15 protein-coding genes are annotated in these 20,413 nt (G+C 48.0%); 7 read left to right on the top strand and 8 right to left on the bottom strand.

Translation table 11 applies throughout. From position 1 onward, the window contains the following. Window positions 1-205: 205 nt before the first annotated feature. From DW947_RS07465 to DW947_RS07440, 6 genes are all read right to left on the bottom strand, one after another. Window positions 206-1,873, bottom strand: coding sequence for a long-chain fatty acid--CoA ligase (locus DW947_RS07465; RefSeq protein ID WP_057256487.1), 1,668 nt, complete (start codon window positions 1,871-1,873; stop codon window positions 206-208). Between the two features lie 115 nt (window positions 1,874-1,988). Beyond that, window positions 1,989-3,440 carry a potassium/proton antiporter gene (locus DW947_RS07460; protein WP_005827676.1) on the bottom strand — a complete coding sequence of 484 codons (1,452 nt, stop codon included), beginning with the start codon at window positions 3,438-3,440 and terminating at the stop codon, window positions 1,989-1,991. A gap of 94 nt (window positions 3,441-3,534) precedes the next feature. Next, on the bottom strand, window positions 3,535-4,842 hold the full coding sequence (locus DW947_RS07455; protein WP_117962540.1) for a sensor histidine kinase: 1,308 nt from the start codon (window positions 4,840-4,842) through the stop codon (window positions 3,535-3,537). Continuing rightward, the gene (locus DW947_RS07450; RefSeq protein WP_035448589.1) at window positions 4,832-6,202 is read right to left on the bottom strand and encodes a sigma-54-dependent transcriptional regulator; all 1,371 of its coding nucleotides are present in this window, start codon (window positions 6,200-6,202) and stop codon (window positions 4,832-4,834) included. The genes DW947_RS07455 and DW947_RS07450 overlap by 11 nt, the downstream gene beginning before the upstream one ends. Before the next feature lie 243 nt (window positions 6,203-6,445). Further along, window positions 6,446-7,183: a hypothetical protein gene (locus tag DW947_RS07445; protein WP_044468800.1), complete on the bottom strand. Its 738-nt coding sequence runs from the start codon at window positions 7,181-7,183 to the stop codon at window positions 6,446-6,448. Then, a complete protein-coding gene (locus DW947_RS07440; RefSeq protein WP_034525553.1) occupies window positions 7,158-7,964 on the bottom strand; it encodes a metallophosphoesterase family protein in 807 nt (268 codons plus the stop codon). Before DW947_RS07440 ends, DW947_RS07445 begins: the two co-directional genes overlap by 26 nt. A gap of 284 nt (window positions 7,965-8,248) precedes the next feature. Between DW947_RS07440 and DW947_RS07435 the strand changes: the two genes are divergently transcribed. The 4 genes from DW947_RS07435 to DW947_RS07420 are packed head-to-tail and all read left to right on the top strand — an operon-like array spanning window position 8,249 to window position 15,921. Then, window positions 8,249-10,564 carry an ABC transporter permease gene (locus DW947_RS07435; RefSeq protein WP_009038362.1) on the top strand — a complete coding sequence of 772 codons (2,316 nt, stop codon included), beginning with the start codon at window positions 8,249-8,251 and terminating at the stop codon, window positions 10,562-10,564. A 25-nt stretch (window positions 10,565-10,589) separates the two neighbouring features. Then, the gene (locus DW947_RS07430; RefSeq protein ID WP_008664472.1) at window positions 10,590-11,273 is read left to right on the top strand and encodes an ABC transporter ATP-binding protein; all 684 of its coding nucleotides are present in this window, start codon (window positions 10,590-10,592) and stop codon (window positions 11,271-11,273) included. A 21-nt stretch (window positions 11,274-11,294) separates the two neighbouring features. Next, entirely contained in the window at window positions 11,295-13,598 is a 2,304-nt protein-coding gene (locus DW947_RS07425; RefSeq protein ID WP_117962538.1) for an ABC transporter permease, read from the top strand. A 19-nt stretch (window positions 13,599-13,617) separates the two neighbouring features. Beyond that, window positions 13,618-15,921 carry an ABC transporter permease gene (locus tag DW947_RS07420; RefSeq protein ID WP_117962536.1) on the top strand — a complete coding sequence of 768 codons (2,304 nt, stop codon included), beginning with the start codon at window positions 13,618-13,620 and terminating at the stop codon, window positions 15,919-15,921. A gap of 151 nt (window positions 15,922-16,072) precedes the next feature. Here the strand turns inward: DW947_RS07420 and DW947_RS07410 are convergent, their stop codons facing one another. After that, complete coding sequence (locus tag DW947_RS07410; protein ID WP_005827703.1) at window positions 16,073-17,428, bottom strand: MATE family efflux transporter; 1,356 nt, start codon at window positions 17,426-17,428, stop codon at window positions 16,073-16,075. A 118-nt stretch (window positions 17,429-17,546) separates the two neighbouring features. Here DW947_RS07410 and DW947_RS07405 point away from each other — a divergent pair, with 118 nt between their 5' ends. The 3 genes from DW947_RS07405 (at window position 17,547) to DW947_RS07395 (ending at window position 20,050) form a co-directional block, all read left to right on the top strand. Beyond that, window positions 17,547-18,194 carry an HAD family hydrolase gene (locus DW947_RS07405; protein WP_005827705.1) on the top strand — a complete coding sequence of 216 codons (648 nt, stop codon included), beginning with the start codon at window positions 17,547-17,549 and terminating at the stop codon, window positions 18,192-18,194. Window positions 18,195-18,270: 76 nt separating this feature from the next. After that, window positions 18,271-19,092 (top strand): 3-methyl-2-oxobutanoate hydroxymethyltransferase, encoded by an 822-nt coding sequence (gene panB / locus DW947_RS07400; RefSeq protein ID WP_025832138.1) that lies wholly within the window; start codon window positions 18,271-18,273, stop codon window positions 19,090-19,092. After that, a complete protein-coding gene (locus DW947_RS07395) occupies window positions 19,073-20,050 on the top strand; it encodes an MFS transporter (RefSeq protein ID WP_044467729.1) in 978 nt (325 codons plus the stop codon). The genes panB and DW947_RS07395 overlap by 20 nt, the downstream gene beginning before the upstream one ends. Here the strand turns inward: DW947_RS07395 and DW947_RS07390 are convergent. Beyond that, entirely contained in the window at window positions 20,026-20,397 is a 372-nt protein-coding gene (locus tag DW947_RS07390) for a diacylglycerol kinase family protein (RefSeq protein WP_005827712.1), read from the bottom strand. The two genes, DW947_RS07395 and DW947_RS07390, sit on opposite strands and share 25 nt — an antisense overlap. Window positions 20,398-20,413 lie beyond the last annotated feature (16 nt).

The following is a 20,413-nucleotide window of genomic DNA, read 5'->3' as shown; positions in this document are numbered from 1 at the left end:
ACACTTGTTAGCCGTTTATTCCTTTGCTTCTATTTTTGTTAACAAAAAGGATGCGAATGTGTCAAAAGCACATGAAGACTTTTATAATGTTATAATATTAGGCGCGGATTACGCGGAATAACGCGGATTCAATAAACTGAATCCGTAAAATCTGCGTTATCCGCACCTAAAATAAAGCGTTAAAGAAGGTTTTGACATATTCCCCTTACCCTTTTACTTCCTGATACATAAATCTTTTAATGCTCTTCTTTGCCGTTTTCTCGAACTCCTCGAAGTGTATCTTGACTTTTGTTATCTGGCAGTAGGCCGGTAATTGCAGATTCAATTCATTCCGATTGTCCTCCATAACCTTTTCGATGTCCGATTGTTCCATACCGTGGGCGAATGCATCGTCAAAATCCGGATAGATAAGAGCCACGAGCTTGTCTTTCTGCAATACGATCAGTGATTCGGACACATAGGGCATGTTGTTCAGTTTGCTTTCAATCTCCTCGGGGTAGATGTTCTGACCACTGGCTGTGAGCAACATGTTTTTGCTGCGTCCGCGGACAGTGACATATCCTTCGGTATCCATCGTTGCAAGGTCGCCGGTGTGCAGCCAGCCGTTTACATCGATGATTTGGGAAGTCGCTTCGGCATTTTTGTAATAGCCCAGCATCAGATTGGCACCTTTACAGATTATTTCTCCTGCCACGTTCTGAGGGTCGGGAGAGTCTATCTTTACTTCCATGCGGGTGGTTGCCTTGCCACAAGAGGCCAGTTTCAATGTTTCCCAGCGGCTGGAACAAATGATGGGGCCGCATTCCGTCATTCCGTATGCAATGGTATAGGGGAAGCCTATCTGCTTCAGGAAGCGTTCCACTTCGGCATTGAACGGTGCTCCTCCGATGATTATTTCATCGAAATTACTGCCGAATACTTCCATTGCCTTTTTGCGCATGTCAGCCTTGATTTTATCGTTGACAATGGGCATCCGCAATAGCAGCTTGCCTATTTTATTGTCTATCCGGGGCAGGATATCCTTCTTGATAATCTTTTCTACGATAAGCGGTACACACGAAATGACCCGTGGCCTGATTTCGGAGAATGACTGTGCAATAATCTTGGGAGACGGCATACGGGTAAGGAAATACAGATGGGCGCCTGCGGAAAAACCGTATAGAAAATCGTACACCATACCAAAGACATGTCCCAGAGGCAGCATGGATACAATATGGTCGCCCGGACGTACAGGAAGCATCTCATGGCAATATGCAACATTGGACCAAAGGCTGCGATAGGGGAGCATGACCCCTTTGGAATATCCCGTGGTGCCCGAAGTATAGTTGATGACAGCCAGTTCTTCGGGTGATTCCTCCTTGCGGTAGCTGATATGCTCGGGGCGGAAATTCTTGGGGAAACGTGTGCCATAGAGGACGTTGCGATGTTCGAAAGCCTCCATCAGCTGCTCGTTGCGGCAAACTACCGGAGTGAAGTCCGTCAGCAGTACGATACCCATCAGCAGGGGCATTGCCTCTTCATTGAGGTTTTCCCATGCCCGGTCGCCGACAAACAGCAGCTTGGCTTCGGAATGGTTGACGATGTTGTGGATATTGTCGGCCTTGAACTCATGCAGAATGGGAACAATGACAGCTCCATAGGTAACCGTCGCCAGAAAAGCGACTGCCCAATGTGCACTGTTACGTCCGCAAACGGCAATCTTGTCACCGGGCCTAATGCCGGCGCTTTCCAATACGATATGGAATTTGGCTATTTTCCGTGCTACATCTTTGTATTGCAGTGTAATTCCTTTGTAGTCTGTCAGGGCGTTGCGATCCCAGTTTTTAATAATGCTTTGTTCTATATAATCGATGAACCCTTGTTCTTGTTCCATTCAGCTGTTGCACACTTTAGTTAAAACTGCGCAAAGATAGGTCTTATAGTGATGCAAAGCAAATAGTTTCCACTTTTTTCTTGCCCTGAAACGGATAGAAACTTATCTGTAATTCTTATTCCTTGCTATTTTCCGAAATAAGAAGCAGCTTGTCACCGGCATGAAGTTTTAATGTTCCGTTCGGAATGAGGTACTCATCGCCACGTTTTACAATCATCACCAGTGTGCCTTTGGGCAGGTTCATGTCTTTCAGGGTGTCTGCCTGCTCCAGCATTTCTTGTGTAATGGTCATGTCGTGCAGGTTGGAGTCAATCTCTTCGGGCAGTTCAACTCCGAAATCATTTCCGGTCTTTTCCAGCGGGGTGGAGAGGCCAAGCAGCCGGGCTACCCAGGAGACTGTGGTACCCTGGATGACCAGTGAGACGATGGTTATAAAGAATACTATGTTGAAAATGACATGGGCGCCGGGCACATTAGCCACCACGGGATAAGTGGCAAAAATAATGGGTACTGCGCCACGTAATCCTACCCACGATACGAATAGCCGTGACTTGAGGGTGATTCTCTTGCCAAAAGGCAGCAGGCAGAGAAAAACACTGAGAGGACGTCCCACGACAATCATGAATACGCCGATGAGCAATGCCACGACTGCAACTTCCAGCATCTCATGGGGGTTGACAAGCAGACCGAGGCAGAGGAACATGATGATTTGGAAAAGCCAGGTCAGTCCGTCCATAAAAGTATAAATCTCTTTCCGGTGCATGATTTTGTTATTGCCTACCATCATTCCGGCGATATACACGGCCAGGTAACCGTTGCCTTTCAGCAGGTCGGTGATGGAGAAGGTGAAGAATACAAAAGACAGCAACAGGATAGGATAGAGTGCCTGGTTGTCTATATTCAGCCGGTTCAGCATAAGGATAGCCAGCTTTCCGAGGAAATAACCGGTTGCGGCACCGACAATGAACTGTATGGCAAAAGAGCCCAATATCTGGGGAACTCCCATTCCGGAGGACTGGATGAATTGAATCAGCACGATTGTCAGCATATATGCCATCGGGTCGTTACTACCGCTTTCCAGTTCCAGCATGGGGCGCAGATTATGCTTCAGGTTCATTTTTTGTGAACGCAGAATGGCGAATACAGAGGCTGAGTCGGTAGATGACATGGTGGATGCAAGCAAAAGGGAGGTTATTAACGGCAGGTGGATGTTGGTCCAGCTCATGCCGGACAGCCACCAGATAAATAATCCGGTAAAAAGGGCCGTGAGCAGCACTCCTGCGGTTGACAAAACAATGCCGGGAGTCAATATGGGCTTTATCTCCGTAAACTTGGTGTCCATGCCACCGGAGAACAGAATGATGCTGAGTGCAACCATGCCGATGAACTGTGCTTCCTTGGCGTTGTGGAACTGCAATCCCAATCCGTCACTGCCGAACAGCATGCCGACGACAAGAAAAAGCAATAATGCAGGCACTCCGAAACGGTAGCCGGTCTTGCCGACAATGATGCTGACGAAAAGTAATATGGAACCTATAAGTAGTATGTTTCCTGCTGTAAATATCATAAATTCTATGCTATATAGTTTGAAATGTGATGTTTCTTATGTCTAATAGTACAAAGATATGCAATGTGTTTAACAAATACAAATCTAAAATAGTTCAATTGAATTTTAAAATAAAGGTGGTTTCTTTACCAGGCAATAAGGATAAATTTCCGCCGGAAAGCCTCATTATTTGCCGGGAAATACTCAATCCAATACCGCTTCCGCCCTCTTTGGTCGTAAAGAAGGGGATAAATATGTGTTCGGCAATGTCATTGGGAATGGCAGGTCCGTTGTTGGAAATTTCTATCAGTATGGCTTCCGCTTCGTTGCAGTAGGCACGTATGTTGATATGTCCTTCTTTATCTGTATCTTTATCCGATTCGATGGCTTGTATGGCATTTTTCAGTAAGTTGATGACTACTTGTGATACCAGGTTCTCATCGGCATATAGAATAAGGTCGCTTGGCGCGATGTCCGTATGAAAGGTGACCCGGACATCGGGGTGCTGGTGACGGGCGAGTTCGACCATCCGCTCGATAAAACTTTTTACATAGAACAAGGATGGTTCGGGGGTGGGAATACGGGTGAATTTCCGGTATGATTCCACAAAAGAGAGCAGGCCCTTGCCCGTGCTGCTGATAGTCTGCAGGCCGTTTCTGATTTCTTCTTTGGAAACTTGCGCTTCGGTCAGTCCCAGCAGTGTATCGCTTAGGGAGGTTATGGGAGTGACGGCGTTCATTATTTCGTGCGTCAGTACGCGGGTAAGCCTAATCCAGGAATCTATTTCCTTTTCATCCAGCTCGTTGTTGATGTCGTTCAAGGCGAGGATGCGCAGATGTTCTTTACGGACTGTGATGTCGCTGACGCGGACAGACATGTTGACAGTGCCTCGCTCGTTGTTGAAAGGCATTTGCAATTTGTCTCCCGGGCGGCAATTGGCAAGAAGGGACGAAAGACGCGGATCCACGCGGTTCAGCTGGCTGACGTGGGTAAAGACATTGAGGCCCAGCAAACGGAGGGCTTCGCTGTTTTTCTGATATACGGCACCATTGTCGTTCAGGACAAGGATACCGGTATTCACGCAGTCCAGGATGAGTTCGTAGTATTTTTCTTGCTGGGCTGTTTCACTTTTCACATTATAAAGTATATGGGCAACCCGGTTCAATGCACGGTTTACGAGGCGTGCGTCGGCAGTGTTTTCCGTTTCGGAGAAGTGGATGGCATTGTCGTTGTTTTCGATGGCGTCGAGCATGAAAAGCACTTTCCGCACATGATGGCGGTATAACTTCTGCTGCCAGTACAAGGCTATGGGAAGCAGCGCGGTACAGAGCGCGCCCCAAAATACGTCCACAGTCCACATCACCCCTGCAAGGAGCGCTACTGCCAGACTGACGGCAACACGGAATGAATAATTAAAGGCCATACTTCTTCATTTTGTTGTACAACGTCTGGCGGGTGATACCCAGCTGTGCGGCGACGGCAGAGAGATTTCCGCTACATTTGTCGAGCGTCTTCCGTATCATCTGCATTTCCATTTCTTCGAGCGTGGATGCGGCTGCTTCGGGAGTGCCGGTTCGCCGTGCCAGCTGGAACAGTTCTGCGGGAAGGGTTTCGTTGTCACAGATGATAATGGCTTTTTCGATGGCATGTTCCAGTTCGCGGATATTGCCGTACCAGGGGTGGAGCGTAAGTTTCTCGCAGGCGCCGTCCGTCAGCTTGACAGGGGGCTTGTCATATTGCTTGCAGAAGCGGGCGATGAAAAGTTCTGCAAGGGGGATGATGTCTTCGGGCCGCTCGCGCAACGAGGGTATCTCGAGATGTATCGTGTTGATGCGGTACAGCAAGTCCTCGCGGAATTCGCCTTTTGCCACCATCTCGGGCAGATTGCGGTTTGTAGCGCAAATCAGCCGTATGTCTACGGGAATGGGAGTGTTGCTGCCTACACGGACAATGCTGCGGCGTTGGATGGCGGTCAGCAGTTTGGCTTGCAGATGGTAGGGGAGATTGCCTATTTCATCGAGAAAGAGGGTGCTGCGGCTGGCTGCTTCGAACTTGCCGGCACGGTCGGCATGGGCATCGGTGAAAGAGCCTTTCATGTGGCCGAACAGTTCGCTCTCGAAAAGGCTTTCGGTGACTGCACCCATATCCACACTTACCATCTCCTGCCGGTTGCGCGGTGAAAGGGAGTGAATTTCGCGTGCCAGCATCTCTTTACCGGTACCGTTCTCGCCCGTAATAAGGATATTGGCATCGGTAGAGGCCACTTTTTCCACCAAAAGGCGGAGCTGCTGCATGGCGGGGCTGTTTCCCCAATACATGTTGCGGGTATCTGCAAACAGGTGGCTACTTTCTGCCGTACGTCCGGCATTTGGGCCGTTGGCCGGAGATTTTGTTTCAGAAGCTGATACGGCATTCAGCAAGGTTTCCACCAGTTTCTGGTTGTTCCAGGGTTTCACGACGAAGTCTGTGGCTCCTTCCTTGATTCCCCGTACGGCAAGGTCAATGTCGGCATAAGCGGTGAACAGCACTACGGGCAGGGTGGGACATTGCTTCTTTATTTCATGGAGCCAGTATAGTCCCTCGTTGCCGGTATTGATGCCCGAGGTGAAGTTCATGTCAAGAAGAACCACTTGCCATGACCTTTCCCGCAATACGCTGGGCAGGGTTACGGGAGAGGGAAGTGTGATTATCCCTTCAAAATATGGCTTCAACAAAAGCTGCAAGGCGGTAAGTACGCCTCGGTTATCATCGACAATCAGGATGTTTCCGTTTTTTTTTGCCATAAACTATTTCTGTTTTCTGCAGGCAAAGTTAATGATTTATCTGTATTATATGCTTTATTCTATATTTTTGCTTACTAAGAATTAATCGTCCGACAGCTGTTGAATTATCGTCCGATAACTGTCGGACGATAATTCAACAGCTGTCGGACGATAATATAACGATTGTGGGACGAATAGATTTAAGTAAAACAGAAATTAGTTTGTAGCAACTTCAGTAAGAGCTCATGGCGGTACTGAAAAAATTTATAGCAGTTGCAGTTTGATGCCAAATGACAAGCTCAGATAATCCTTGGGTTTCAGATACTTGTTGGTGAAGGCGCTGACTACATATAGGTCACATGTACTTATTTCATAGAAGAAAGTGATTTCTTTGGCCGTGAACCGTCGTTGTGGGTCGATGTCGTAAGTGATGCGCTGTCCTAAGAATACATGGATGCGTACCTTGGAGGAGAAACCATAATATCCTTTAGGGTAGCGTTCCGGCTCATTGACCCAGAACTCATCGCCGAATACCGTGTTCAGATACATGCCGCAAGCCAGCGGTTCTACAGAAAAACGGCTCTGTTTTATTTGCAGGCTCCAGGGAAGGTAGTTCTGCTTGACAGTGAATGTCAGCTTGGTACGTTTGGAGTCATATTTGGGCAATACTCCGAAGAATACGTCTGTTTCCCATTGGTTTCTTCTGCCGTAATCCCATCCGGTACCGAATGACAGCAACCCCATATTGCCGGCAAACTGAATTTTGGTGTGCGTCGGAATCAAGGCCTCCCAATGCCTGCGGTAGCGGTGTACGCGGCGGTCATAACGGTTCTCCCTGGTTCGGCTTTCAATGACGGCATCCGGTTGCGGGTCCATCCATACAGTATCGTGTTCTATGATGAAGATGGTATCTCTCTCTTGTGAAAAAGCAGAAAAAGAGCATACCGACAAGAAGACGACGGCGCATGCCAGGTGATTAATAATATGCCACTTCGCGTTCATATCCGTCGGGGGTTATGGTGAATATATAGTAATTGCGGTTCTTCATGCAGTCGCTCATGTAATACATTATCCCATCTTCAAAGAGGTCTTTCTCGAAACGATGGTGTTCGTGTGCGGATGTACAGAACTGCAGTCCGGGAAATTCCTTGATGTAGCGCTGGAATACGTGTGCCACATTATTGTTGAACTCGTTGCAGAACGGGCGTATATGCATGGACACAACGGTTTTATCGAATTCCTCTTCACGGTCGCGTATCTGTGCGGCAAGAAACTCGAAGTCGGGAATGGGGCGGGAGTAGTCGAATTCGATGGCGTTGGTATTCAGGCAGACAAACTTTACCCGTCCTGCAATGAAGGAGAAATTGGGGTCTCCGAATATTGCACGATAAGTCTCTTCGCCCGTGCCCAGGCAGTCGTGGTTGCCGAGAAGTACCACATAGGGTATCTTTAGCTTGTTCATAATGTCCCGTTGCCAAAGGAACTCGTCTGTTACACCGAAGTCACTGACGTCTCCGCCATGAATGACGAAATCTATGTCGTCCCGCTTGTTGAGGTGGCTTACAAAGTCGTCGGTCTCGTCATACCAGCGCTGGGAATCACCCATTGTTACGAACCGGATTGTTGTCTTGTTCTGGCAGTTCTGCTCTATTTGGGCAATGTTGTGGGCATTGACATCGGTTTCACCGCTGATGTGTACATCGTAAGGGTGATAATCTATCATGTCGCAGCCGGCTATAAGCAGGCATAGGAATGAAGGATATAAGAGTTTGGGGAATTTCATGTGCAGGTGCTTCATTTTACGTTTATACTCTATCTTTAGAAAACTGTGGGCAAAGGTAAAGTTTTCATTCTTATGGATTCTTTTCTAATTTCCCTTTTTTTTGTTCTATGAGGCTGAACAGAGATTCGGCCTCTGTCTAATTTTTAGACGGGAGTGTCTAAAAATTAGACACCTTTGTCTTCTTCTGAAATACGATATGCGCTGATAATCAGGTTTGTGCATTCTTTGGCACGCTTTCTGCAATATGAAAAGCAAGAAAATAAATCTAATAAACGATAAACGGAATGAAACAAATCTATTATGTAATTCAGACTTTACTGCGGGGACGCGGTTCGAATATCATCAAGGTCATTTCTTTGGGATTGGGATTGACGATGAGTATTCTGCTTTTCTCCCGCGTGGCATATGAACAGAGTTTTGACACTTGCTTCAAGGATTATGATAACTTGTATCAAGTATGGTCGATATTCTCGGTGAAAGGAGAGAAGTTTGAGCCTCAGGAGTGGAATTGCGGTCCCGTGGCAGGGGCTATTTTGGAGAACTTCCCCAAAGAGGTGGAGTCGGCGGTAAGTTTGAGCACGTCTATGGTATCTGCTCCCCTTTACAATGGAAGCGTGCGTCTTGACGACAGGAAGATTGCAGCCGATTCGCTGTTCTTCCGTACCATGGGTATCGACGTCCTGAACGGGAATCCCGAAAAGGACTTGGTGCAGAAGGATATTATTTTCTTGAGTGAACGCTTTGCAAGGAAAGTGTTCGGTGAGGAGAATCCTATAGGGAAAACGCTTAATTATGACCATCAGTTTGACCTGACGGTGAAGGGAATCTATGCCAATTTGCCTGAGAACGCCACAATCAATCCGGAAGCGGTTATCTCGATGCCTACCTTGTGGAGCCGCAACTGGAATAACTACTCGTGGAGCGGGGGAGACAGTTGGGTAGAGTTTATCCGTTTCCGTCCCGGTGCCGACAAATCTGTTGTCAATGCGCGTATTGATGCCATGATAGACAAATATCGCCCGGCAGAAGATAAGAAAGAGTACGGTTACACGGCTTTTGTGCAGCCCATCCGTGATACATACCGCAATTATGATGATGTGCAGCGGATGCGTGTCATCATGAGCATTCTTGGTTTTGCCATTCTTTTCATTGCGGCGTTGAACTATGTGCTGATTTCCATTTCCTCTTTGAGCTACCGCGCCAAGTCGGTAGGCGTACATAAATGCAGCGGTGCGAGCGGTGGCACGGTTTTCAGCATGTTTTTGCTGGAAACGGGTATCATCATTGTGGCGGCATTGCTGCTGATGGCGTTGATAATGCTCAACTTCCGCGATTTTGTGGAAGACACGGTCGTTGTAAAGCTCTCCACCTTGTTGGCTCCGGAGCGTATCTGGGTACCGTTGTCGGTAGTGCTTCTGCTGTTTATAGTGGGAGGCGTGTTGCCGGGTCGGCTCTTTGCGCGTATTCCCGTATCGCAGGTGTTCCGCCGCTATACCGAGGGGAAGAAGGGCTGGAAGCGTCCGTTGCTGTTTGTCCAGTTTGCAGGCGTGGCATTCATCAGTGGATTGATGTGTGTGGTGATGTCGCAATATCAGTATGTACTGAAAAAGGATATGGGGTATAATCCCAAGCAGATAGCCATAGGCAATGCCTACTGGGATAATGAAGCGACGCGTGACGCGGCTTATCAGTTTTTCAAAGGATTGCCCTACGTGGAAGCGGTGTCCAGTGCCAACAGCACACCCATTAGCGGATATAGCGGTTCGATGATTCATAGTGAGAGCGGGCAGGCACTGTTCTCTTGCCGCTCTTCTTATTTCATGCGCGAGGACTTTCCTGCCTTGATGGGCATGACTATGAAGACGGGACGTATGGCGCGCGATAAAGAGGAAGTCGTGGTGAACGAGACCTTTGCCGAGATGATGCGTTGGGGAGACGACGTCGTAGGCCGTACGGTATATACCGAAGGGAATACATTCAAGGTCGTAGGGCAGTTGAAGGATTTCCAGATAGAGAGTTTCAGAACCGAGAAGATGCCTTTCATAGCCCGGGGAAACAAGAATTTTTATGGAACGGTACATGTCCGTTTGAAAGAACCCTTTACCGAAAATCTGCAGAAGCTGAACCACGATGTAGCCGAGGCTTTCCATGACCAGACTATTGACTTTACCGGCTATGAGAAAAGAATAGAGAATAGTTATAATTCTGTCCGTGTATTCCGCAATGCCACTTTGATGGCGGCAGTGACCATGTTCTTCATCATGCTGATGGGGCTGATTGGGTATACCACCGATGAGGTGCGCCGCCGCAGCAAGGAGATTGCCATCCGCAAAGTGAACGGCGCAGAGGCTTCTGGCATCTTGGAAATGTTGTCAAGGGATATACTCGTTGTGGCAGCTCCGGCAGTTGTCATCGGTACGGTATTGGCATGGTATGTCAACGGAATGTGGATGGAACAGTTCGCGGAGCGTATTCCCGTCAGTTGGGCAGTATACGTACTGGTAGTGATGGCCAATTTGGTGATTATCGTAGCCTGCGTACTTTGGAAGTCCTGGCGGATAGCGAACGAGAACCCGGTAAACAGCATTAAGAGCGAATGATAATAATATTAATACATAGAATATCATGATTGAAATTAACAACATCAGCAAAGTATTCCGTACTTCGGAAGTAGAGACAGTAGCATTGAACCACGTCAGCCTCGATGTAAAGGAGGGGGAGTTTGTAGCCATTATGGGACCGTCAGGTTGCGGCAAGTCCACCTTGCTGAACATCCTCGGGCTGCTGGACAATCCTACGGAGGGCAGTTACAAGCTGCTCGGTCAGGAAGTAGCGGACTTGAAGGAAAAGGAACGTACCCGTGTGCGCAAGGGCAAGCTGGGATTCGTGTTCCAGAGCTTCAACCTGATAGACGAACTGAACGTCTACGAGAATGTGGAACTTCCCCTTACGTACCTCGGCGTGAAGGCAAGTGAGCGCAAACGCATGGTAGAGGATATTCTGAAGCGGATGAACATCAGCCACCGTGCCAAACACTTCCCGCAACAGCTTTCCGGCGGTCAGCAGCAGCGTGTGGCGATAGCCCGTGCGGTCGTAACCAATCCCAAGCTGATACTCGCCGATGAGCCTACCGGTAACTTGGACTCCAAGAACGGAGCTGAGGTGATGAATCTGTTGACAGAACTGAATAAAGAGGGTACTACGATTATTATGGTGACCCACAGCCAGCACGACGCCTCGTTTGCACACCGCACGATACATCTTTTCGACGGTAGTGTGGTGGCAAGTGTGGCAGCGCAGGATTTGTAACGGACTTTTAAAACAACTTCCATGAGACAACTATATTACACTCTCCAGACATTGATACGAGGAAAAGGCTCCAACCTCATCAAGATTGTTTCCCTGGGACTGGGGTTGGCAGTCAGTATCCTCATTTTTTCCCGTCAGGCATTCGAGCTCAATTATGATACCTGCTACAAGGACCATGAACGTTTGTGTCTTGTCAAAACAGTATGGTATTACAACAACGAGTATCATCCTTCGCATATAACTCTTGGACCGGTGGCTGGTACCATTGCCGAAAACCTGCCTGACGAGGTGGAGAGTGTTACCGTCACCCAGCAATGGTGGAGCAATTCGGCTTGGTTTGCCAATGAACGCCGTTTCCAGACCAATGCCATGACGGCCGATTCTTGTTTCTTTGCCACTATGGGCATTGATGTTGTCAGTGGAGACCCTCGCGAGCTGAATAATCCGGAGGTGGTCTTCATCAGCAGGGAGCTGGCCGGCAGCATGTTTGCCGATAAGAATCCCATCGGGCAGACGGTGGTCTATAACAAACAGATGCCAATGACCGTGAAGGGCATTTTTGAAGATTTTCCCGAAAACTCCAGTTTCTATGGAAGTGGTGTCGTGATGTCTCTGGCTACCTCCTTCAAGCATCATTGGGGATACTGGGGGTGGGGAGGTGGAGACAGCTATATGTCCTTTGTCCGTCTGCGCCCGGGGGTGCAATTGGACGATGTGAACACCCGAATAGAGAAACTTGCCGAGCAGGTGCGCAAGAGCGATGATGTGTTTATCAGTCTGGTTCCGATAAAGGACTACCGTATGGAATTTGGTATCAGTACCATGCGTATGGTATGGATTCTGTTGACGCTGGGAACCGCCATACTTTTTATTGTGGCGATGAATTATGTGCTTATTTCCATCTCAGCCATGAACCGTCGTGCCAAAGCTATAGGCGTACATAAATGTAGTGGGGCAAATACGGGAACTATTTTCGGTATGTTCTTATGGGAGACCGGAGTCATCATGCTTTCTTCCTTGCTGCTTGTAGCGCTGCTTCTATTTAATTTCCGTGAGCCGTTGGAGGACATGCTCGACGTTAGTCTTGCCGGTCTTTTCTCTTGGGAAAACATTTGGGCACCGCTTTCAGTGATAGTCATTTTGTTTATGATAGGCGGCATGTTGCCCGGGCAGCTTTTTGCCCGCATTCCGGTGACGCAGGTTTTCCGCCGGTACACCGAAGGCAAGAAAGGCTGGAAACGTCCGCTCTTGTTTGTGCAGTTTGCCGGTACCTCCTTTATTTTCGGTTTGTTGGGGCTGGTGCTTATGCAGAGCCATTACATCACCAATAAAGAACGTGGATTCGATTACCACCGGGTGGCTTATGCTTCGGGCATATCCTTTGACTCGGATGCGGAAAGCGATGCCAATCGTAGTGTGATGCTTTCTTTGCCTTATGTGGAAGATGGAGCTTGTAGCGGTAATCTTCTTACAGACGGATTGAGTGGAGAAGGGGTTACGACTGATAACGGGCAGTGGATGAGCATGCGTTGGGTGGAATTTGGCAAGGACTATGCCCCGTTTATGAAGTTGGAATTTGCGGAAGGCAAGAATATGGATGCCCCTGGGCAGATATTGGTCAATGAAACATTTTTGAAAATGATGCATTGGGAAGATAAACCGATAGGCAGGCAAGTGCGCAACGGCGATCGCATAGCGGGCAATATTGTAGGTGTACTGAAAGACTTTGCCACATCCAATGCCGCTTATGTGGCGGTGCAACCTATGTATGCAACTTATCTTGACCGATTTTCCGGAAACATCCAATTACGTCTGAAAGAGCCTTTTGACGATAACCTCAAGCGTTTGAACGAAGATATGGAAAAGCTGTTTCCTACCCGTGACATTGTATTTTCCTCGTTCCAAAAGGTCATTGACGACCAGAACAGTACCGTCACGGATTTCCGTAATGCAGCTTTACTGGCTGCCATAACCATCCTTTTTGTTACGTTAATGGGGTTGATTGGCTACATCAATGACGAGATACAACGCCGCAGCAAGGAAATTGCCATCCGTAAAGTGAATGGTGCGGAAGCGTCATCCATTCTCCGGCTTTTCTCGAAGGATATATTCTGGATATCCTTGCCGGCCGTTTTTCTTGGAGGGCTGGGAGCCTGGTATATAGGCGGTGTCTGGATAGAGCAGTTTGTGGAGGGAGTGGATTTTGGTATCTGCGGATTCTTGCTTATTGCATGCATTGTACTATTGCTCATCATCGGTTGTGTAGTATTCAAGGCATGGCGGATTGCCAATGAGAATCCGGTAGACAGTATCAAGAGTGAATAAAGAATAACTTCAGGAAATTATGAGGCGGCACATTTATTATACATTACAAAGCTTGTTGCACAAGCAAGGTTCCAATGCCATTAAGATTATATCTTTGGCATTGGGACTGCTGATGTCTGTATTTCTATTTGCACGGATTGCATTCGAGTTGAGTTTTGATAACTTTTATCATGATTCGGATAACCTTTATATTGTGAAGACGGGTTGGTTAAAAAATGGAGTGTTGGAAGGTAACGAAAGTCGCTTTACCATCATTCCGATTCCGGCTGCCATTGCCGAAGAGTTTCCGGAACAAGTGGAAAGTAGCACAGTGAGCTGTTCTCTTTTTGATAATAGTTTCCAGTTGGGTGAGCGCCAATTAGATATGTCCACGGTGATGGCAGATACACTTTATTTTTCTGTACTCGGTTTGGAGATGATAGAAGGCAATCCACAGGATTTGGCGGGTCCGGATGTCGTATTCCTTTCTGCCAAGTCAGCAAAGGAGGCCTTCGGTGACGAAAATCCGATAGGGAAAACACTGCGTTATGATTTTTGGGGATATCAGACTACACTGCTCGTGAAGGGTATCTTTGCCGATATTCCGTTGAACACTTCTTTGGAGAGGCGTCCAGAGGCAATCATTTCCTTTCCTACTATAGGGCGGCATCTGAAGTGGAACCTAGGTTGGCAAAGCGGCGGAAACTACGACGGTTATCTCAGGCTGCGCAGCCCGCAGGATGCTGATTGGCTGAATGAGCGTATGTCCATAGCTATTGCCCGTCATATTCCACCGGAAAGTGGTTTAGAATTGAGCGTACGTATTGTCCCTATCTATAATCTGCATATCGAGACTCCTCAAGTACGGAAGATGATTTGGATTATGTTCTTCCTGGGTATCGTGCTGCTTTTTACGACCGCATTGAATTATGTACTCGTTTCCGTGGCTTCGCTGACACAGCGTGCCAAGGCCATCGGTGTACACAAATGCAGCGGTGCTTCGGGAAGTAGCATCTTTTCCATGTTCATGGTAGAGACTGCTATAGTAGTAGGGCTTGCCTTGCTGCTCATTGGACTGCTGGTGTATATTTTCCACGAAAAAATGGAAGAATTGGCAGCTGTACCTCTCAGTGCTCTTTTTGACTGGCAGAATCTTTGGGCACCATTGTCGGTGATACTGTTACTGTTTATTTTAGGTGGTTGCCTGCCTGCCATGCTTTTCGCTCGTATTCCGGTGACACAAGTGTTCCGCCGCTACACTTCCGGGCGTCGTGGCTGGAAACGGGTACTGCTTTTTGTTCAGTTCATCGGAGCGGCATTCATTCTGGGGATGATGCTGATGGTCGTTTCACAGTACAGTTATGTAACGACGCGTGACCGTGGTTGGCGTCCTGAACGTGTGGCATATACCACCCAGCGGGAAGTGGATGGCAATAGCCTGCGTAGTCTTGTCGGCAGTTTGCCTTATGTGGAAGGGGTTGCTTCGGCAGAACGCCCTATATTGTGGTTCGGTTCTAACCAGCCAATTCTTGACAATCAGGGTAACGAGCTTTTCTATCCTCGTAATACCTGGTTCGACAGTGATTTTCTTCCTTTCATTGGTCTGAGACTGAAAGAGGGGCATAACTTGACGGGAGAAGGTCAGTTGCTTGTCAACAGTGTCTTTTGTGAGAAGATGAATTGGACAGACAGCCCCATAGGCAAGCGGGTGAATGATTATGGCACTGTTGTCGGGCTGTTAGACAGTTTCAGTTTTGCCGATATGCCCAACGATAATTTGCCGGTGATGGTGGAATGGACGGGGAAGACAGCTGCCACCCTGCATGTTCGCCTCAAAGAGCCATTGGATGAAAATCTCGCCCGCCTCAATGAAGAGATGCATCGGATTTATCCTCAGAAAAGCCTCGTATTCCGTTCGGTGGAGCAGGAAATGCGCAGTTATGCCGAGTCTGTACGGGTATTTCGTGATGTCACCCTGCTGGTTTCATTGACCATACTCTTTATCATTCTGATGGGACTGATAGGCTATGTGAATGATGAAATCCGCCTGCGTTCAAAAGAGATTGCCATTCGTAAAGTGAATGGAGCGGAGACGGAAAGTATTTTGCTGTTATTGTCAAGAGATGTGCTTTGGCTGGCCATTCCGTCTGTCGCCATAGGTATTGGGGGAGCATGCCGGGCCGGAAAGCTTTGGGCGAGCCAGTTCTCTGATGTTGTGCCATTCCCTATAGGCGGATATATTCTTGTAGGTTGTCTGTTGCTGTTGTTTATCGTTGCTACCGTGGTATTGAAGGCATGGTGCATTGCCAATGAAAATCCGGTAAAGAGCATCAAGAGCGAATAAAGTTGCCGCAACATACATCATGCGTTTGGGGTAGACAGACCATCTGTTTGGGGCGAATAGATGATGTGTTTGGGCTGAATGAATGATATATTTTCGAACAATTTGTTTGTTATAACATAAAATGCAATATTTGCAGTAGAATAAATCACTTTCACCTCGCTTTTTCGGTAATTCCTGTGGGTAATCTTTTTACATATATCCACAGTGCCACCGCTGCCGTTACAAAAGCAAAGAAGTCCGATACCGGCATACATATCCAGATGCCGTCCAGCCCAAAGTAATGCGGGAATATCAGTAGTCCCGGCAACAGATACAGTAATTGGCGTGTCAGCGACAAGAAGATACTGATTTTCGCCTTCCCGATGCTTTGGAAGAAATTGCCGATGACAATCTGTGCACCTACCAGCGGGAATATGGCTACGGCAATGCGTACGCCTCTGGAAGCAATATCTATCAACTCTTCATCACTGGTAAAGATGGCAGATATGGCATGGGGGAACAATTCGCAGATAAGGAAGCCGGTACTGGTGATACATACTCCGGCAATGATGGTCAGGCGCAGGGTAGCCTTCACACGGTCGTGCTTTTGCGCACCGAAGTTATAGCCTACAATCGGTTGCATTCCCATCGTCAGCCCCAATACAATCATTACATAGAGTACCAGCAGTCGGTTGATAATGCCATATGCCCCGATGGCCATATCGCCTCCGTACTGTTGGAGGCTGTTGTTTACGATAATCACAATGACACATGCCGTGACGTTCATCAGAAACGGTGACATACCGATGGATAATATACTACTGATGATACGTTTCTTCATCTTCCAGAACCCCCGTTGCAGACGTACCACACTTGTCTTTTGCAGGAAATGGCTCACTACCCACACCATGCCGATGAACTGCGAGATGACCGTTGCCGTTGCAGCTCCCCGTATTCCCCAGTCAAATTGGAAGATGAAAATGGGAGCGAGGATTATGTTGCAGACTACCGTTACCATAGACGTGAGCATCGCTTTCTTGGGATATCCCGTGGCACGCATGATATTGTTTAGGCCAATCATGGTATAAGTGACGGGGGTACCCAGTAATATCACCTGCATAAAGTCGCGGGCATATGGCAACGTATCATTGCTGGCACCGAAGAAGCGCAGGATGTCATCCAGAAAGATGAATGAAACACTGCCGAATATGAATGCGTTGACCAGGCAGAACATCAGTGTGTTTCCCAATACTTCCGTTGCTCCGTCCAGGTCTTTCTGTCCCAACCGGATGGACGAAATGGTGGAGCCACCTGCCGATACCATCGTACAGAAAGCCACGACCAGATTCATCAGAGGGAAAGTAATGGCGAGTCCGGCAATGCCCATAGGACCTACGCCATGACCGATGAAAATGCTGTCGATGATGTTGTACAACGAAGTAATCGTCATGCCTATAATGGCCGGAATGGAGTACTGCACAAGCAGTTTGCCAATACGTTCGGTTCCTAATATATGCGCGTTGTTCATTTGATATGAGTCAATTAAGGAGCACAAAGGTATAAAATATTTGTTTGATTCGCAGATTATTCCCACCTTTGTACGCTATAATGTTTTGGTATTAACAGATTTAGGTAAAAGAAAGTTTATGGACACAACAAAAGCAACCGCCGTACTTTTTGATTTTGACGGCGTGGTGGTAGACACGGAAACACAGTACAGTCACTTCTGGCATGAAATGGGAAAGCAGTATTTGGGTATGGATGATATTGAAGGCAGGGTGAAGGGCCAGACGCTGGTCTATATTTATGATACCTTTTTTCCGGGCATGGCGAAGGAACAGGCCGAAATTACCGAACGGCTGAACCGCTTTGAACAGGAAATGTCATTCGACTTTATTCCCGGAGTGCTTGACTTCATTGCCGACCTACACCGGAATGGGGTGAAGACTGCCGTAGTGACCAGCTCCAACGAAGCGAAGATGGCAGCTGTCTATCGGGTTCATCCCGAAATAAAGACTCTTTTCGACCGTATTCTTACGGCCGAGATGTTTACGGCTTCCAAGCCTGCACCGGATTGTTTTCTGTTGGGTATGGAGGTTTTCGGCACAACTCCCGACACCACATATGTATTCGAGGATTCTTTTAACGGGCTGAAAGCCGGCATGGCTTCAGGAGCTACCGTTATAGGGCTGGCAACCACCAATTCCCGTGAAGACATAGCTCCGTTGTGTCATTATGTATTGGATGACTTTCAGGGATTCACTTACGATAAATTAACTCAATTGCACAAGTAATCAGAAAAAGGATTACCTTTGCGCCGAAAATTAAATTGAGTAATTGTAAATTGTAAATTGCCAAATTGTAAATACTATCATGGGTTATATTTCAGACGACACTCGTAAAGTGACTACACATCGCCTTGTTGAAATGAAGCAAAGAGGCGAAAAGATATCAATGTTGACATCTTATGACTATACTATGGCGCAGATTGTGGACGGTGCCGGGGTAGACGTGATTCTGGTGGGAGATTCCGCTTCCAATGTAATGGCAGGCAATGTCACCACGCTTCCCATCACGCTCGACCAGATGATTTATCATGGCAAATCCGTGGTTCGCGGTGTGAAGCGTGCCATGGTCATTGTCGACATGCCTTTCGGCTCTTATCAGGGCAACGAACTGGAGGGATTGGCTTCCGCTATCCGTATTATGAAAGAAAGCCATGCCGACGCCCTCAAACTGGAGGGAGGCGAGGAAATCATCGGTACGGTGAAGCGTATCCTCAGCGCCGGTATTCCCATCATGGGACATCTCGGACTGATGCCCCAATCCATCAACAAGTATGGAACATATACGGTCCGTGCCAAGGATGATGCCGAAGCCGAGAAACTGGTACGCGATGCGCATTTGCTGGAAGAAGCCGGATGCTTCGGACTGGTATTGGAGAAGATTCCTGCCGCATTGGCTGCCCGCGTGGCAAGCGAGCTGACTATACCCGTTATAGGCATCGGTGCCGGTGGCGATGTGGACGGCCAGGTGTTGGTGGTTCAGGATATGCTGGGTATGAATAACGGTTTTCGTCCCCGTTTCCTGCGTCGCTATGCCGACCTGCATACAGTGATGACGGATGCCATCAGCCGTTATGTATCCGATGTGAAGAATTTAGATTTCCCGAATGAGAAAGAACAGTACTAACAAACTCATGACACTCAATTTTTGGCGGATGTGTACGGCAAATCTGTTGCTGTTCATATCCGTCTATATGCTTTTCCCTTTGCTTCCTTTTGTGATGGGAGAGCAGTTGGGTGTTTCCGTCGGGCAGGCGGGCAGCATGTTTCTGGTCTTTGTGGTGGCCATGTTTGCTGTCGGTCCTTTCCATGCCTATCTGGTCGATGAATATAAAAGGAAACACGTGCTCCTTTACTCCGCACTCATTATGCTGGCGGCTGTTCTGGGATATGCCTTTGTGGATGGTTATACGAAATTTCTGCTGCTTGCCGCTGTGCAGGGAGCATGTTTCGGGCTGGCAACCACAGCGGGCATTACGGTGGCCATCGACATAACGACTTCCGCGCGCCGCAGCGCAGGAAACATGGTATATGCATGGGCTGCACGCTTGGGCATGCTGGTGGGTGTTGTGTTGGGCATTGGAATGTATAAGATGTATGGTTTCCGTATGGTGACCTATCTGTCCGTAGCGGCCGGACTGGCTAGCATATTTTTCGCATCGAGGGTATATGTGGCTTTCCGTGCTCCGATAGGCGTGTCGTTGTGCAATATGGACCGCTTCTTATTGCCGCGTGCATGGGTACCTGCCATCAATATGCTACTGATTGCTTTTGTACCGGGAGCGTTGCTGCCACTGATGTTTGTGGGCGATTACTGGTCATTGGCGGCATTGGCTGTATTGGTGTTCATTACAGTCCCGTTCATGAAGATGTTCGTCAAGCTGTCGCACCATTGCCAGCGTGGAACGGCAAACACCACTTGTCATTTGTCTATGGAGGCAGGGCTGCTGGTGGGCATGGCTGTGGCTTGCCACCTGATGGACAAAGCGCAGATATACCATGTGGCGTCTGTTGCTGCTATGCTTGCCGTATTTTTCTTTGTACTTCTGACCTATCCTTATTATAAGAAGAAGCGGGTGAGGTAAGGGATAAATACAATCAATCCTATAATGGCCGCCGTTGCAGCACATACCAGTACTGCTCCGGCGGCTATGTCTTTTACTTGCCCTGCCACGGGATGCTGTTGGGGAGACACCAGGTCGACCAGCTTCTCAATGGCGGTATTGAACAGTTCGGCTGCTATCACCACTCCGATGCAGAGAATGATTATCATCCACTCCATGCGGGTAATGCCTAAAACGAATCCTGCAATGACTACCACAGCCGTAGCTATCAGATGGAAGCTCAGGTTCTGTTCTTTTCCTATGCAACACCGGATACCTTTCCAAGCATATCCGAAACTGCGCAACTGCTTTTTAAAGTCGTACTTCATGGATTATAGTTGTTGC

The sequence above is a fragment of the Bacteroides sp. AM44-19 genome (genome assembly GCF_003603395.1).
GTDB classification, from domain to species: domain Bacteria; phylum Bacteroidota; class Bacteroidia; order Bacteroidales; family Bacteroidaceae; genus Bacteroides; species Bacteroides uniformis.
This window is presented reverse-complemented; position numbering and strand designations above follow the sequence as displayed.

What these genes read in the sequence shown, in the direction of transcription:
- DW947_RS07390 (WP_005827712.1), bottom strand. Translation starts at nt 20,397, where the DNA reads ATGAAGTACGACTTTAAAAAGCAGTTGCGCAGTTTCGGATATGCTTGG.
- DW947_RS07440 (WP_034525553.1), bottom strand. Translation starts at nt 7,964, where the DNA reads ATGAAATTCCCCAAACTCTTATATCCTTCATTCCTATGCCTGCTTATA.
- DW947_RS07430 (WP_008664472.1), top strand. Translation starts at nt 10,590, where the DNA reads ATGATTGAAATTAACAACATCAGCAAAGTATTCCGTACTTCGGAAGTA.
- DW947_RS07450 (WP_035448589.1), bottom strand. Translation starts at nt 6,202, where the DNA reads ATGGCAAAAAAAAACGGAAACATCCTGATTGTCGATGATAACCGAGGC.
- DW947_RS07460 (WP_005827676.1), bottom strand. Translation starts at nt 3,440, where the DNA reads ATGATATTTACAGCAGGAAACATACTACTTATAGGTTCCATATTACTT.
- DW947_RS07465 (WP_057256487.1), bottom strand. Translation starts at nt 1,873, where the DNA reads ATGGAACAAGAACAAGGGTTCATCGATTATATAGAACAAAGCATTATT.
- DW947_RS07420 (WP_117962536.1), top strand. Translation starts at nt 13,618, where the DNA reads ATGAGGCGGCACATTTATTATACATTACAAAGCTTGTTGCACAAGCAA.
- DW947_RS07410 (WP_005827703.1), bottom strand. Translation starts at nt 17,428, where the DNA reads ATGAACAACGCGCATATATTAGGAACCGAACGTATTGGCAAACTGCTT.
- DW947_RS07435 (WP_009038362.1), top strand. Translation starts at nt 8,249, where the DNA reads ATGAAACAAATCTATTATGTAATTCAGACTTTACTGCGGGGACGCGGT.
- DW947_RS07425 (WP_117962538.1), top strand. Translation starts at nt 11,295, where the DNA reads ATGAGACAACTATATTACACTCTCCAGACATTGATACGAGGAAAAGGC.
- DW947_RS07445 (WP_044468800.1), bottom strand. Translation starts at nt 7,183, where the DNA reads ATGAACGCGAAGTGGCATATTATTAATCACCTGGCATGCGCCGTCGTC.
- DW947_RS07395 (WP_044467729.1), top strand. Translation starts at nt 19,073, where the DNA reads ATGAGAAAGAACAGTACTAACAAACTCATGACACTCAATTTTTGGCGG.
- DW947_RS07455 (WP_117962540.1), bottom strand. Translation starts at nt 4,842, where the DNA reads ATGGCCTTTAATTATTCATTCCGTGTTGCCGTCAGTCTGGCAGTAGCG.
- DW947_RS07405 (WP_005827705.1), top strand. Translation starts at nt 17,547, where the DNA reads ATGGACACAACAAAAGCAACCGCCGTACTTTTTGATTTTGACGGCGTG.